Source organism: Gracilibacillus saliphilus (assembly GCF_010994085.1).
In the GTDB taxonomy this organism is placed as follows: Bacteria; Bacillota; Bacilli; order Bacillales; family Amphibacillaceae; genus Gracilibacillus; species Gracilibacillus lacisalsi.
On record NZ_WJEB01000014.1, the window covers coordinates 30,766 to 45,870 of the forward strand.

Sequence of the window (15,105 nt, forward strand, 5' to 3'; positions counted from 1 at the left end):
ATCACCCTATTCCTCATTCGCTTGCTGTTTCAAATATTGTGCAAGCATTTCATCCGTTTCTTTAGCGAGGCGTTCTTTTTCCTCTGTCGAAGTTTCTTTCTTTGTCTGTTGTTTAGTTTGCTGTTTTTGTTTTTTATACCAATCTGGTACAATGTCTTTTTTGGTATTTTTATACGAAAATCGTTGATTACTTTTCGAACTATTGGTCCATTGCTGATATTTCTTATTTTCAGACTTGGCAAGTGTCATAGCTTGTCTGACTGTTTTTACATTTTTTCGTGCCCAGTGACTGGCGATTTTCTCTAAATAACTTTTAGAAAGTTTCATATCTGTTTTTAATAAAACATAATGAATTAAAACATTCATAACACCTGGATTTAAGCCCTGGCTGGTCATAACCTCACTAATCACTTTTAAATCTTGTTGTGATGCCTGATTTCCATCTGCAAGGTCTTCTAAAAGTTGTCTTGGTGAAATGTGTTCCAACATTTCAATAAATTGCTCTTCTTTTGATTTTTTTGTTGTTTTTGCCGGTTTATCCGGTAATTTTTGTTTATCAGAACTAACCTGGATAGACACTTGCTTATTGGATCCGCTAATAAGGTCCATACAAGCATTTTTAAATTCTTCTGTTTGTAACTGGTTTTCATCATTAATAGACCAGAGCAATGCTTTTTCTATATCTTGATTGTGTAAATCGTATGCAACATACATTTGATTAATCAGTTTCCTTGTTGCCGAAGTTAAGATCGATTGGACAGGTAGCATCCGTTGTTTTAACATTTGCTCCAACCATTCAAAGTCCACTTTCTCCTGTATTGGCACTTCGACAACTTGCTCTTCCGCTTGTAGATCAGATGGATTTGGTTGTTGATCAACAAGTTGAAACACTTCCTCAAATCTTGCCGTCGTTTCTTTTTGTTCTTTCTTTTCACCGTCTTGTTTAACAAATGCTTGTTTTACTTTTTTAAACTTGTCACTTCCAAGCTGATGATATAATAAGTGACTTAAAAAATCATTCTCAAAAAAACGAACTGGTGATTGAGGTGGATGTAACAGATAATGATAAGCCTTATGTTCTTGTTGTTCTTGTTCAAATGTTTGCAATAAGCCAATTGCTTCCAGTTTTCTTCTCGCTCTATAAATACGATCGAGTGGTAAACCAATATAATTCATCAACATATGATGTGTTTGAAAATTGGTAGATAATGTTGACTCTGTGTACAGTGTTTGATAAAGGGATAGCGCATCAATACCGATAAGAGGTTGATATAAGTGTGTTAATGCATTGGTATAGGATAGTGGCAGCTCCTGAGACATTTCAACTAGATATAATTCTGATGGTAGTATTTTTCCGATGTCACCGAGTTCCATATGCACAACCCCTTCCTATCCATTACTCGTTCTTATCATTGTTATCATTACGGATTAAGTCCTTCAATTCATCTAAAAATACACTGATATCTTTAAACTGGCGATAAACCGAAGCAAATCGCACATAAGCTACTTCATCGACATCAGCTAAGCGATCCATTACCATTTCACCGATCTCATCACTTTTTACCTCTGAAGTACCTCTGTTACGTAATTCCTTTTCAATTTCCACTGCGATATGTTCTAACTGTTCGAGTGCTACAGGGCGTTTTTCACATGCTCGTATTAAGCCGCGCATTAACTTATCACGACTATACTCTTCCCTTGTCCCTTCTTTTTTAACTACAATTAAAGGTACTTCTTCGATACGTTCAAAAGTTGTAAAACGAAAATCACATGATTCACATTCTCTTCTTCGTCGAATCGATCGTCCTTCTTCAATTGGCCTGGAGTCTAAAACCTTTGTGTTTTTATAGTGACAATGTGGACATCGCAATCTCAATCATCCTTCGTTCATTATTCTTTCGTACCAATAAAGTCTAGTTCTTTTTTTATTCTATCATAAAGTTTAGGAATTAATTTATGGCTGTAACCAAAATCAAATGGAATAGCTGATTCTGTTGTTGCAGAAATATCAATGGCCGTACGATAAGGTTTTACCATAATAATAGTCATGATAACAAATACTTTTCTACCTGCCTTATAATTAAAGCTGATTTCCCCATGATCCTTTGAGATACCGACGATCTGACATTCTTTCATATTTCGGAAAAGCGGCTCTAATTTATCAAATGCTTTATCTTTAGTTGTTTTAAAATAGTGTGTTTGCAAAGCAGGGTCCCAATGCTTGTCTCTCGTTTCCGAATGATTATTAAAATTCTTATTTAACGTGTTACGAAATGACATAAACTTACACCTCATTATGTATTTTTGTTTACTTTTAATTGTAACATGTTTTTAAAAAGAAAACGATTAATCTCCATTAGAAACAGCCAACCATCTAATGATTACAACTCTCATAAATGACAATAATATACAACCCTCCCCCGTGCTCTAATAGATAGTAGATATATACTGCGAAGTTGTGAAAGTTTGTGAAGTGAGGCTTTCCTCCATTCTTTCCATAGGAATTACTGGAACACCGCTCCGGCAGAATACTCCGCTTTCCGTGGGCTCGGCTTCAGCTAACTTGGTGAAGAAAGGCACTTCACCAAGTGGATCTTCAGCTCTCGCTGTCCCACAGGAGTCTCCGTATTCTGCCTACGCTATTAGATAATTCTACTTTTATAAGAAGAAACACTCGGAAACCAATACCCGTGTATTACTTCTTTCAAAATTCAGAACAATACGCTAAGCGGAGGCAAGATACGTAGACTCCTACGGGAACAGCGCGAGCCGAAGACCCCGTGATGCACCTGCGTCTTCTAGTAACGCTTCGAAGTGGCTTCCTCGGTGCAAGGGAGCAAAGAAGATAATTCCAAGTAGTTCCTGGCTAAGGCCGTGCCCGTGGAAAGCGAAGTATCTTGCCGGAGCGCATGTAAGCACTCATCAAAATGTAGTACGGGAAGAGAGCAAATCCTTGCCATGTTGTTACGCAGTATATGTATGTTGTTCATCATTCTTCAAAAGTAAAAACCCGTTTCATTGGTTCTCGAAACGGGTTCTCTCGTTTTCAGCCTGTTTATTGTACTTTTATATTTTTCATTTGGACAGCACCCATACCTCTAGGTACTTCCATTTTTTCTGTTGATTTGGCTTCTAAGTGTTCTTCAATATATGCAACCGCAACATTAGGATCAATTATGTCACCACAAGTATATACATCAATACTTGCATAACCATGCTCCGGAAAACTATGAATCGTTAAATGGGACTCGGAAATAATGACCACGCCACTTACTCCAAAAGGTGCGAATTTATGAAAGGCAACCTCTCTTACCTCGGCACCTGCTTTTAGAGCAGCATTAACAAATATTCTTTCGAGACGTTCAATATCATTTAACATATCAATATTACATTCCCATAATTCTGCTATTACATGTCTTCCCATTGTATCCATATATTACTCCCCCTTGTTCGCTAATTCTTTCAAATAATAATGCCTGATATGCCTCGGGGGAAAGTTAGTCCAAAGAGGTCCTAACCCTTTAAGCACTCATTCGGTTGCCATTATTCAAAAGCTCTTAATACAAACTAATCATTCATTTAGATGATTTAGCTGCAAAAAGATTATATCTACTTTTGTCGACTTTGACAAGACAAAATTAGTTACCTTTGTATTTTTTACAATACTTAATCGATTAATTCCCATTCTTTGAGGATGTTTATTAATTGAATTTCTGACTCTTCGATAGAACCACTATTATCAATCACTGCATCAGCAAGTTCCCGTTTTTCTTCGATATTCATTTGACTATTCATTCGGTTTCTGGCTTCTTTCACAGTCAGGTCGTTTCGTTCGATAAGACGCTGTAATTGCACATCCTCTGTAGTATATACTACTATCGTTTTTTCAACTAAATATGTAAGATTATTTTCGAACAAAAGCGGGATATCCATCACAATCGATTGGTATCCTTGTTGAAGTAGCTCTTCTTTTTTGGAAATCATTCTTTTTCGAACAGCAGGATGGACAATAGCATTTAATTGTTCTCTCTTGCTCTGATCCTGAAAGATGATCGAGCCAAGTAGCTTGCGATTTAGCGTTCCATCTTCGAGTAAGATTTCTTCACCAAATGTTACTGCTATTTTTTCTAACGCTTGTTCTCCCGGTTCTACCACTTCACGCGAAACGATATCGGCATCAATAACCGGAATCAGATACTTTTCCTGTATCATGTTACTGATGGTTGACTTCCCTGTTGCTATATTACCTGTTAATCCAATAATCAATTCTTTCACCCTTTTCTACCGACACCTTGTCCACTTTTATCCATTAAAAAGGTAAAAATAGATAGTGGTACTGGGATACACGTCCTTCTTCGTATATCCCAGTTGCTAAATAAACTTAAGAACCCTTTTCATAATGAACGATGTGTCTTTTTTAAACTACCATTTTCCATATCCCAATAATAATAAGCAGACATCCTGGGATAAACGACATGTTCTTTAACCCTTTAATATTTGCGCAATATTTACCAACATTTACACCTAATACTAAAAAGACAACGGTTATGAAAAAGACATATAGTGGTGTAAAAATCGGGGAAGCACCTAGTATATAAATCCCGATTCCAGCACCAAAAGAATCTAAGGATAAGGCGATTCCAATCAGAATTGGTTCCACACCATTAATCTTTCCAGAACGGTCAATGTCAGCTGCCATTGGCTTCTTTAAGATATTTATAAAAAAAGCGCAGAGCGCACGTATAGAAACGTAGCGACTGGAGCGAATCAACTGCGATAAAGAAATCATAGTGCGCTTACGAACTGATGATAACTTACCATGGGGTGACTCGTGATTTCGCTTCGTTTCTTGGCGATCAGAGCTAAACAGATCGCTACTTTCTTTCGTTCTTAAAAAAGGAATATCTTTCTTCTTTTTTTCCTGAAATAGTGAAATTAATAAGACGACACCTACGAGTGCCAAAATAAATCCTCCCACTATTTCTGTAGAACGAATCGAGATAATAGAAGATAAAATCGAACCTGATAGCATTGATATGGCAAAAACTATCCCGACCGTCGCCGAAATTAACAGCAACGCTCGAACAGGTAACGTCAATCCTCTTAATCCGTACGTAAATGCTACTAAAAAGCTATCAATGCTAATTGCTATAATAAGTAAGGTTAACATCATCTTCTTTCATTACTCCTTCATAGGTCGTTTCTGTATTATATGGAGTAAGGAAAGAAGTTGTGAGAATTTAAATCGGCTGGCAGGTCGGACAATAGTGTGTTCCACGTCCATTTACTTTTATTTTCATAATGGTATCTTCACATCTACTACATGGCTTCTCATTTTGTGCATACACATTTAACTTTTGCTGAAACATGCCAATTTGACCTTGTGAGTTGACATACGAGCGAATCGTTGTTCCGCCTTGCTTTACAGCATCCTCTAACGTCAGAACCGCCGCTTGTTTGATTTTAATGACTTGTTCATCCGTTAGACTCACACCTTTCGTTAATGGATGAATTCCTGCCAAAAACAAGGTTTCGTCTACATAAATATTTCCTAAACCTGCAATAACCGATTGATCCAATAATATATTTTTAATATTACGCTCACTCTTTTGCACTTTCTCTTTAAATTTTTGCACGGAAAAGTCAGCTTCTAGCGGATCTTTTGCTAACAAAACAAGTGGCTTCTTCGTTATTTCCGTTCCTTTTTCCTGCAAATGCATCGTTCCAAATTTTCGAACATCCCGATAGCGTAAATCTGTTCCATCAGTAAAACGGAAAATAATGTGAGTATGTGGTACAACTTCTTCTTTCCTATCATGCACACCATATTTCCCTTCCATTCTTAGATGAGATACTAAGACATGCTCGTCCAGATCAAACAATAAAAATTTACCTTTCCTGCGAATATCATGAATTGTTTGTTCCTGGATTAATGCAATAAATTGCTCAATATCATCTGGCTCTTGAATGATTTTTGGCCAAAACACATCAACAGATTGAATGGTTTTGCCAATTACTAATTGTTTTAAGGTCTGTCTAATCGTTTCTACTTCAGGTAATTCTGGCATTTTCTTTTAACTCCTTACTTCGCATCATACCAAGTGTCCCCTTGTTCAACATCCACTTTCAAAGGGACACTTAGTTCGATCGCATTCTCCATGACATTCACAACAAGCTGAGATATCGCTTCTAATTCTTCTTCGGGTACTTCCAGAATCAATTCATCGTGTACTTGTAATAACAATTTTGCTTGGTAGCTTTCACTCTTGAGTTGTTGGTCTAATTCAATCATTGCTAATTTGATAATATCAGCGGCACTTCCTTGAATTGGTGTATTCATCGCAGTTCGCTCTGCAAAACTTCGCTGATTAAAGTTTCTGCTCGAAATGTCAGGTAAATACCTTCTTCTGTTCATAATCGTTGTAACATATCCATGTTGCTTCGCTTCTTGGACGATTTCATCCATGTACTCTTTTACACCTGGATAGCTTTCCAAATAACGGCTAATAAACGATTTTGCTTCTTTTCTAGTAATCCCTAAACTTTGTGATAGTCCATAATCACTTATACCATAAACAATACCGAAGTTGACCGCCTTAGCCTGACGTCGCATATTAGAAGTGACTTCTTCTTCTGCTACATGGAATACATCCATAGCGGTTTGAGTATGAATATCCTTATCTTGTTTAAATGCATCCTGTAACCTTTCATCCTTAGCAATATGTGCTAACACTCGTAATTCAATTTGCGAGTAGTCTGCTGCAATCATCTTCCAACCTGCAGTAGATGGAATGAATGCTTGACGGATTTTACGCCCTTCCTCAATTCGGATTGGGATATTCTGCAAGTTAGGATCAATCGAACTTAATCTTCCTGTCTGTGTTAATGCCTGGTTAAAACGAGTATGAATTTTACTAGTGTCCTTATGAATTACTTTTAATAATCCCGCGATGTACGTGGAATCTATTTTTTTCAATTGACGGTATAATAAGAGCTTGTCAATAATGGCATGTTTTCCTTGTAATTGCTCTAATACATCAGCTGCAGTAGAATACCCCGTCTTGGTTTTCTTAATCACAGGCAATTCTAATTTTTCAAAAAGGATCGGACCAAGCTGTTTTGGTGAGTTTATATTAAATTCTTCACCAGCTAACTCGTAAATTTCTTTTTCTAAAGTAGCAAGGCTCGCTTTTAACTCTTCACCCATATCAACGAGACGCTGTTTGTCCACCTTTACACCTGTTGCCTCCATCTCACCTAAGACAAGGGCAAGTGGTAACTCCAGATCAATGAGCAATGCCAATTGCTTATTCTCTTTTAATGCTTGTTCCATTTGTTCTTTCAGTTGATAAATCATAATCGTCTTCCGGACAATATGCTCTTCCCATTGCTTGGTTTCATCAGGTAAACCTTTCTTTGCTCCTTTACCATATACCTCTTCATCAAACAGCACATTTTTTTGACCAAATCGGTGGCTAATCGCAGGAATGTCATGATTGTTTTCAGATGGATTAATTAGATAAGATGCTAACAGGGTATCGAAGGCAATACCTTTGATGGAAATCGATAATCGCTTTAATAGAACAGTAATTTTCTTAGCATCAAACACATATTTCTTCTGGTTTTCATCTTCTGCCCATTCTTTGAACACTTGTGAACTTTCAAGTGTAGAAATCGGAATGAAATACTTACCATTGTCATTCACCAATGAAGCACCAATCATCTTCTCAGTATGATAATTTTCATCTAGTATTTCTATTTCAAATGCGTCATGTCCTGTAAATATATCTTTTTTAATTTCTGTCAGATTTTCATATGTAATATCTTCTAATGCTTCTGACTGTTCAGTCTCTTCCACATCACCGTCTAATCGATTTAATAAGGACTGGAAGCCTAAATCCAGAAAGATTTCTTTAACATTTTGGTCGACGTATCCTTCGTACACTGTATCATCTGCTGCTATTTCAATTGGTGCTTGTAGATTTATCGTTACAAGCTCTTTGCTCATAAAGGCTTCTTCTTTATTTGCTTCTAGCTTCTCTTTTAATTTTTTTCCAGATACTTCATCTAAATGTTCATATAAATTTTCCACCGTTTCAAACTGTTTAATCAGTTTGACAGCTGTTTTTTCTCCAACACCTGGTACACCTGGTATATTATCAGATTTATCTCCCATCAATGCTTTCAGGTCAATGATTTGTTCCGGTGTAACTTCCATATCTTCTTTCAATGTTTCTGGTGTATAGGTCATGACATCACTAATACCTTTTTTCGTTAGTCTGACATCGACTTTGTCAGAAACTAGTTGTAACAAGTCCTTATCACCTGATATTACTTTGACTTGCCAATCCTTATCTTTAGCCTGATCGGCAACCGTACCAATAATATCATCTGCTTCATAGTTTTCTAATTGATAATGTTTAATGTTAAAGGCATCTAATAGTTGTCGCAAAACGTGAAACTGTTCACTTAATTCAGATGGCGTTTTCTCTCGTCCGCCTTTATATTCCTTGTATGTTTTATGGCGGAATGTCGTTTTCCCAGCATCAAATGCAACTAGCATATGAGTAGGCTGTTCTTCTTCCAAAATTCTTAATAACATAGTGGTGAAGCCATATACCGCATTCGTGTATACGCCTTTATCATTATTTAATAATGGTAAGGCGAAAAATGCACGATATGCAATACTGTTTCCGTCGATTAATATTAATTTATTCGTCATTTTACCGATCTCCTTTTCGATTCTATACATTGCTTCTATTTTACCATGATTGCAAGTGATTATAAAAACTTTCGTTACTCTTATTACCGTCTTTATATAAATTAACTAATGTAAAATAGATATAAACTGTGAAGTAGCTTAGTTACAAAGTTAACAGGACTTCTCTTCCGGGGATATCTCTTTCTCTTCCGAGGATACCTCGTTCCCTTCCCTGGATATCCTTTGCTGTTCCGGGGATATGCCCTTCTCTTCCCTGGATATAGTCGTTTATCCTCGGAAGAGAAGATCTTTTCCCTGGAAGAGAAGCCTTTTTCCTCGGAACAGATCGGCGCTTCCGGGGATATCTCTTTTCCATATCCTACGTTACTGCACAGTTTATGGATGTTGTTCATCAATTTATACTTCACTAAAAATAGGACCAACCTGATTCCACATAAGTGGACACAGGTTGGTCTAAGCACTGATTATTCGATATATCCTAACAATAAATCCGCATACGGTGATCCTTGCGGGATAATGATGGTTGTTTCACCATCTATTGTTTCTTTGTATGATTCAAGTGTTCGATAAAGCTGATAGAATTCCGGATCTTGGGAGAATGCTTCATTATACATTTCTGCAGCTTCCAATTCCCCTTCAGCACGAATTTCTTCTGCTTCTGCATCTGCCTTCGATAACATTTCTGTTACATCACGATCGGCATTGGCGGTAATTCTGCTCTTTTCCGCTTCCCCTTGGGATAAATATTGCTGAGCTTGTGATTCACGTTCAGAGATCATTCGGTTAAAAACAGATTGCTCGTTTTCTTCAGGCAAATCTGTACGCTTGATGCGAACATCGTCTACCTGAATACCATAGTTATCTCGTTCTAAGAGTGTATTAACACGTTCCAAGACCCTTTCATTAAGGGCACCTCTTGTGCTTCCTTCATCATTAATAATTTCATCGTAATCCATGGCTCCAAGTTCGGATCGAATGACAGAAAAGATAAACTCTCCCATTCTTGCTTCTGCACCCATTTCCGTTCGGGCATTCGCAATCATCGAAGCAGGATCTGTAATTTCCCAAATGGCATAATTATCAATAATCATACGTTTCTTATCTAACGTATTGATTTCACGCTCCATTACGTCATATACTAACTTTTTCTTTGGAAGTGTTGTAATGGATTGTAATATCGGTACCCTAAACTTAAGTCCAGGTTCGTCTTTAATAGCAACTACTTCACCAAACTGACGAACAACCTTGTATTCTCCTTCTTTCACAACATACATACTACTTACAAAAATGATCAAAAGCACTACTGTAAGTAAAATAGCAAGACCCATTTTAATTAATCTTCTGATTTCTTTTGGTGTCATTTTCTTCATTTCATAAACATTATTCTGATCTGTCATTATTATTTCCCTCCTCACTATCGTCAGTATCACTATCTGATTGATTATCTTCGGAGGACTCTGTTACTGGTGGTTTGGCAGACGATGTGTTTTCTCCTAACGGTAGATATTTCAATGTATTTCCATCATCATTCATAATGTAAATGTTTGCATCTGGCAAGACTTGATCAAGAGTTTCTAACACTAGTCGCTGTCTTGTAATATCAGGGTTACTTTCATATGCATCATATAATGCGTTAAATCCTGCTACATTCCCTCTCGCTGTTTCAATTCTTTCAATTTTATCACCTTCAGCTCTTGAGATAATGGCATCCTTTTCCCCTTGAGCTTCCTCATATATCTCATTACGATATTTATCTGCTTCATTTTTCTTGGTATTCATTGTTTCACGTGCATCGGTTACTTTCATAAAAGCCTGACGCACTTCCTCATTAGGTAAATCTACTTCTTGCAGTTTAACATCCTGAATCGCAATTCCGACTTCATAATCTTCCATAAGCGTTACTAATAAGTCCAATACTTCATTCTCGATTTCTGCTTTACCATCAGTTAGTGCTTCGTCAATTGTCGAAGATCCTATAATACTTCTTAAAGAAGCCGAGGTCGCGTTATAAAGTACTTGTTGTGGATCATCTGAATTAAATAAGTATTTGCTCGGCTCAATTATTTTCCACTGAACGACTAAATCTGCTTGAAGAATATTCTCATCCCCGGTAATCATTCGCACAATATCTGCTTCTTCTTCGTTTTCCGGATCATATCCAAAGTTCAAACTGAACGTTTCCCTTGATAAAGTTTCTACTGTTTGAATCGGCCATGGCAATTTAAAATGAAGACCTGGTTCAGTCGTTCCTTCTTCTGCTTTACCAAATGTGATTAAAACAGCTTGCTCTGATTCATCTACGGTATACCAACTCGTTGCTGCAAATAAACCTAAGACAACTACAGCTACAACAATCCCGATCCAGCTGTATATTTGCTTTAAAGTCATTCTATTTCCCCCTTCTGTACTTCCTCTGTAACTTTACCATACAACCAGTACATACGTAAGATGTTACAGAAAAGTTTCATTTTCTTTACAAAAAAAGTGATGAAAGAATCTATACCATTCTCTCACCACTTTTTAGGAATTTTTACGGTAAAGCACGATCCTTTGCCCATTTCACTTGTTACGGTTATCGTGCCTTGATGTGCTTCAATAATATGTTTTACAATGGCTAAGCCTAAGCCTGTTCCTCCCGTATTGCGGCTTCTTGCTCTATCTACACGGTAAAATCTTTCGAAAATACGTTGTCTTGCTTCGTCAGGTATACCAATTCCAGTGTCTTCAACTTCGATTATCACTTCATGATCATTTTCATCAACTCGAAGGAAAATACTTCCTTCTTCAGTAGTATAATTAATCGCATTATACATTAAATTTAATACTACCTGCTGTAAGCGGTCTGGATCACCATGAAAGGAAATGTTCGGTTTTATTTCTTTGGTAAATTCCAGTGATTTTTTACTTGCTTGTTGCTCGATTAACGTTAAACTACTTTGTAACCATTCGTCCACTTCAATAAGTTTGGTTGAGAGCTTCATTTCTTCTTTTTCTATTTTGGACAGCTCGAGTAAATCATGCACTAACGATTGTAAACGAGTACTTTCTTTTAAAATGATCGTTAAAAATTGTTCTTTAATTGCGTCGTCTGCTTTTTCATCTTCTAACAATGTTTCAGCAAATCCACGAATCGAGGTTATCGGTGTCTTCAATTCATGAGACACATTTGCTACGAAGTCTTTTCGCATTTCTTCGACTCGCTTCAAATCTGTTATATCATGAAAAACAAGGACAGCTCCCTTTAAATCCTTTACATCGTTAATAACAGGTGCTCCTGCAACTTCAAAGTAATGTTTTTCACCATTTATTGTTTTGGTAATATTACCAGTCATTTTTTCTTCATACAAAAAAGTTTCCTGCACCACTTTATGAATCGTCTTATCCTGTAACACGTCATAATATAGGAAGCCAATATAGTCAGCAGATTTTTTACCAAACATTTGCATGAATTTGCGGTTGATCAAATGGACATATCCTCGTTCATCAATTAACATCAATCCACTTTCCATGTTATTCATCACAGTTTTCCATTGGCTACCTTGCATTTTTTCTTGAATGGTCATTTCTTGTAAATTTCTTGCCAGTACATTAATTGCATTACTTAACTGTTGTGCTTCACCGTGAGGCTTTACATAAGTACGGGCATTATAATTCCCTTTAACAAGTTCATTTGTAACATTAATGGACGCTCGAATTGGACGAACATAGTTTTCAAACATATGATATATTAATATCAATAATATGATAAATCCAATAATTAAGGAAAAAAGTACAAAAAATTGCTCTTCCCCAGATGTAAGAGGCAAAATAACAATACCGATTAAAATAAATACAGAAGCTGTCATTAAAATGTAGCGATAAAACAGATTTATTCTTTTTTTGGCGTCCATTAATATGGCTCCTCCATTTTATAACCAAGCCCTCTAATCGTTTTAATATAAACCGGATGTTTCGTATCTGGTTCAATTTTTTCACGTAAATGGCTAACATGCACATCTACAATTCTTGTATCACCAACAAAGTCATAATTCCACACTGCACTAAGCAATTGGTCACGTGACAATACTTTGCCTTTATGTTTAGATAGATAGTGTAATAGCTCAAATTCTTTACGGGTAAAGCTGAGAGGTTCCCCTTTGATCGTAGCTTCATATTGTTGTGGATAAATAAGTAAGTCAGAAATTTTAATAAACGGCTGGTCTGCTGCTCCTTCTTGCTTTCTAGTCCTTCGTAAGATCGCTTTAATTCTCGCGACTACTTCCTTCGGGCTAAACGGCTTTGTTAAATAGTCGTCAGCACCCAATTCTAGCCCCAAAACTTTATCAAATTCATCATCTTTTGCCGTTAACATTAAAATAGGTGTTTCAATTTGCTTCTGTCTTAAAGCTTTACACACTTCTGTACCTTCCATACCTGGTAACATTAAATCTAATATGATTAAGTCAAATTCTCCGGTAGCCGCTTTATGTAAACCTTCTACTCCATCGAAAGCAGTATCCGTTTTAAAACCAGATTTTTCAATGTTATATTGTAATAAAGTTACAATAGATTGTTCATCATCAACGATTAATACTTTCTCTTCCATAAAAAAAGCACCCCATTTTTATATCTATCTTAATTTAATCATACATGGACGTGCAATTAATGTGAATAGATTTACACTAGAAAAGTGATAATAACTTGTAAATTTTTCTTTACAATATTAATTTTTATTAATGTTTTAGATATTAGGGAATTTGATATTTTATACAACAGTTATTTAACTCAAGTGAACTGATAACAAGCAAACGTTCTTCCTGTTTTAAGTCTCCTATTTACAAATGAATGGTAAGCACTTGATTTCTGTTAACCGTTAGTTTTTTGTTATGTTAAATGTGTAAGAAAATAATAATTGACGGGAGAGATAAAAATGAATAACAAGAATAAACAAATACTTTTAGCTAAACGTCCAAGTGGAACGCCCAGTAAAGATACCTTTCAGTTTGTTACAACAGAGATAAAACAACCCGAGAAAGGCGAAGTACTTATTCGCACCTTATATGTTTCAGTTGATCCGTATATGCGCGGGAGAATGATTGATGCTCCTTCTTACGTAGCACCTTTTCAGTTGAATGAAGTAATTGAAGGTGGAGCAATTGGTGAAGTAATTGAGTCACAGTCTGATCACTTTGCTGAAGGTGATATAATCATTGGCGGATTTGGATGGCAGACATACTATACTGCTAAAGAAAAGGAAATTAGAAAACTAGATAAAGATATTGCCCCTATTTCTACTCACTTAGGTATTCTAGGGATGACTGGATTAACCGCATACTTTGGATTACTCGAAATTGGTAAGCCCAAACAAGGTGAAACTGTCGTTATTTCTGGAGCAGCAGGAGCTGTTGGATCTGTTGTTGGCCAAATTGCTCGAATTAAAGGTGCAAGAGTTGTTGGAATTGCTGGTTCAGATGAGAAACTTCAATACCTAAAAGAAGAATTACAATTCGACAAAGCAATTAATTATAAGACAACACCAAACCTCAAGGATGATTTGGCAAATGCTTGTCCAAACGGTGTAGATGTTTACTTTGATAATGTTGGTGGAGAGATCTCTGATGCAGTACATGTACTCTTAAATAAATTCGCACGCATTCCAGTTTGCGGTGCCATATCTGGCTATAATCTGGAAGCCGAGGATGTTGGTCCACGTGTACAAACAACGCTTATCAAGAAAAGTGCTTTAATGCAAGGTTTTACCGTTGGAGATTTTGCCAATCAATTCCCCAGTGGTACAGCTGAACTTGCAAAATGGCTGAACGAAGGAAAATTAAAATATCAAGAAACAATCAAAGAAGGCTTTGAAACTATCCCTGACGCGTTCCTAGATTTATTCAAAGGTAACAACATCGGGAAACTATTAGTAAAAGTCGCAGATATATCTAATTAATAGCTTTCTTTCAATTGAAATAGGAAAAACTGAGCAAAAACCGCTCAAAAAAGTGGATCTTCAGGTCAAACAATTCCTCAGGAGTTGAAGTGGGCGGCCTTCGCTATTATCAGGCTCTACAACGCTAGCATGAAGTAACACAGCTGTTTTTATACTCACGGATAGCGGTCAATTGTAAAAAAAGTCAACCTATTACTTCTGACTAGAATTGTTGCACATTCTCATAGCGGAGACTAATTACTTAGACTCCTGCGGGAATAGCGCGAGCCGAAAATCCACTTTGCAAAGTGTTTTTCTTTGCAAAGTTAGTTGAGGCCGTGCCCGCGGAAAGCGAAGTAATTAGTCGGAGCGTTGGCAACCACACATAAAATATGTCAAAATAACTACTTCGTTAAACATGGTCATTGCGCTGATTATATACTTCCTTACCTTTTAACATAGAAAAAGCACCGGT

At 36.6% G+C, this 15,105-nt stretch carries 13 protein-coding genes; 1 reads left to right on the forward strand and 12 read right to left on the reverse strand.

All coding sequences use genetic code 11. The annotated features are described in order from the left end of the window. Positions 1-6 precede the first annotated feature (6 nt). The 12 genes from GHT08_RS11735 to GHT08_RS11790 form a co-directional block, all read right to left on the reverse strand. Positions 7-1,374, reverse strand: coding sequence for a replication initiation and membrane attachment family protein (locus GHT08_RS11735; RefSeq protein ID WP_163581589.1), 1,368 nt, complete (start codon positions 1,372-1,374; stop codon positions 7-9). Between the two features lie 22 nt (positions 1,375-1,396). Beyond that, positions 1,397-1,870: a transcriptional regulator NrdR gene (gene nrdR / locus GHT08_RS11740; RefSeq protein WP_018931293.1), complete on the reverse strand. Its 474-nt coding sequence runs from the start codon at positions 1,868-1,870 to the stop codon at positions 1,397-1,399. Between the two features lie 20 nt (positions 1,871-1,890). Continuing rightward, positions 1,891-2,280: a cytosolic protein gene (locus GHT08_RS11745; protein ID WP_163581590.1), complete on the reverse strand. Its 390-nt coding sequence runs from the start codon at positions 2,278-2,280 to the stop codon at positions 1,891-1,893. A gap of 775 nt (positions 2,281-3,055) precedes the next feature. Then, entirely contained in the window at positions 3,056-3,433 is a 378-nt protein-coding gene (gene speD, locus GHT08_RS11750) for an adenosylmethionine decarboxylase (protein WP_163581591.1), read from the reverse strand. Positions 3,434-3,666: 233 nt separating this feature from the next. Then, positions 3,667-4,275, reverse strand: coding sequence for a dephospho-CoA kinase (gene coaE, locus GHT08_RS11755; protein WP_163581592.1), 609 nt, complete (start codon positions 4,273-4,275; stop codon positions 3,667-3,669). Positions 4,276-4,417: 142 nt separating this feature from the next. Then, complete coding sequence (locus tag GHT08_RS11760) at positions 4,418-5,173, reverse strand: manganese efflux pump (RefSeq protein WP_163581593.1); 756 nt, start codon at positions 5,171-5,173, stop codon at positions 4,418-4,420. Positions 5,174-5,240: 67 nt separating this feature from the next. Beyond that, positions 5,241-6,068, reverse strand: coding sequence for a DNA-formamidopyrimidine glycosylase (gene mutM / locus GHT08_RS11765; protein ID WP_163581594.1), 828 nt, complete (start codon positions 6,066-6,068; stop codon positions 5,241-5,243). A 14-nt stretch (positions 6,069-6,082) separates the two neighbouring features. Further along, positions 6,083-8,722 carry a DNA polymerase I gene (gene polA, locus GHT08_RS11770; RefSeq protein ID WP_163581595.1) on the reverse strand — a complete coding sequence of 880 codons (2,640 nt, stop codon included), beginning with the start codon at positions 8,720-8,722 and terminating at the stop codon, positions 6,083-6,085. Positions 8,723-9,186: 464 nt separating this feature from the next. Then, positions 9,187-10,119 carry a protease modulator HflC gene (gene hflC, locus GHT08_RS11775; protein ID WP_163581596.1) on the reverse strand — a complete coding sequence of 311 codons (933 nt, stop codon included), beginning with the start codon at positions 10,117-10,119 and terminating at the stop codon, positions 9,187-9,189. Beyond that, the gene (gene hflK, locus GHT08_RS11780; protein ID WP_163581597.1) at positions 10,103-11,110 is read right to left on the reverse strand and encodes an FtsH protease activity modulator HflK; all 1,008 of its coding nucleotides are present in this window, start codon (positions 11,108-11,110) and stop codon (positions 10,103-10,105) included. The genes hflC and hflK overlap by 17 nt, the downstream gene beginning before the upstream one ends. 122 nt (positions 11,111-11,232) lie before the next feature. Then, entirely contained in the window at positions 11,233-12,612 is a 1,380-nt protein-coding gene (gene pnpS, locus GHT08_RS11785; RefSeq protein ID WP_163581598.1) for a two-component system histidine kinase PnpS, read from the reverse strand. After that, entirely contained in the window at positions 12,612-13,307 is a 696-nt protein-coding gene (locus GHT08_RS11790) for a response regulator transcription factor (protein ID WP_018931283.1), read from the reverse strand. The genes pnpS and GHT08_RS11790 overlap by 1 nt, the downstream gene beginning before the upstream one ends. Positions 13,308-13,631: 324 nt before the next feature. Between GHT08_RS11790 and GHT08_RS11795 the strand changes: the two genes are divergently transcribed. Further along, on the forward strand, positions 13,632-14,651 hold the full coding sequence (locus GHT08_RS11795; RefSeq protein WP_163581599.1) for an NADP-dependent oxidoreductase: 1,020 nt from the start codon (positions 13,632-13,634) through the stop codon (positions 14,649-14,651). Positions 14,652-15,105: the final 454 nt, after the last annotated feature.

Excerpts from the sequence above, each read along its gene's own strand:
- GHT08_RS11735 (WP_163581589.1), bottom strand. The coding sequence starts at position 1,374 with ATGGAACTCGGTGACATCGGAAAAATACTACCATCAGAATTATATCTA.
- GHT08_RS11745 (WP_163581590.1), bottom strand. The coding sequence starts at position 2,280 with ATGTCATTTCGTAACACGTTAAATAAGAATTTTAATAATCATTCGGAA.
- speD (WP_163581591.1), bottom strand. The coding sequence starts at position 3,433 with ATGGATACAATGGGAAGACATGTAATAGCAGAATTATGGGAATGTAAT.
- GHT08_RS11760 (WP_163581593.1), bottom strand. The coding sequence starts at position 5,173 with ATGATGTTAACCTTACTTATTATAGCAATTAGCATTGATAGCTTTTTA.
- mutM (WP_163581594.1), bottom strand. The coding sequence starts at position 6,068 with ATGCCAGAATTACCTGAAGTAGAAACGATTAGACAGACCTTAAAACAA.
- polA (WP_163581595.1), bottom strand. The coding sequence starts at position 8,722 with ATGACGAATAAATTAATATTAATCGACGGAAACAGTATTGCATATCGT.
- hflC (WP_163581596.1), bottom strand. The coding sequence starts at position 10,119 with ATGACAGATCAGAATAATGTTTATGAAATGAAGAAAATGACACCAAAA.
- hflK (WP_163581597.1), bottom strand. The coding sequence starts at position 11,110 with ATGACTTTAAAGCAAATATACAGCTGGATCGGGATTGTTGTAGCTGTA.
- pnpS (WP_163581598.1), bottom strand. The coding sequence starts at position 12,612 with ATGGACGCCAAAAAAAGAATAAATCTGTTTTATCGCTACATTTTAATG.
- GHT08_RS11790 (WP_018931283.1), bottom strand. The coding sequence starts at position 13,307 with ATGGAAGAGAAAGTATTAATCGTTGATGATGAACAATCTATTGTAACT.
- GHT08_RS11795 (WP_163581599.1), top strand. The coding sequence starts at position 13,632 with ATGAATAACAAGAATAAACAAATACTTTTAGCTAAACGTCCAAGTGGA.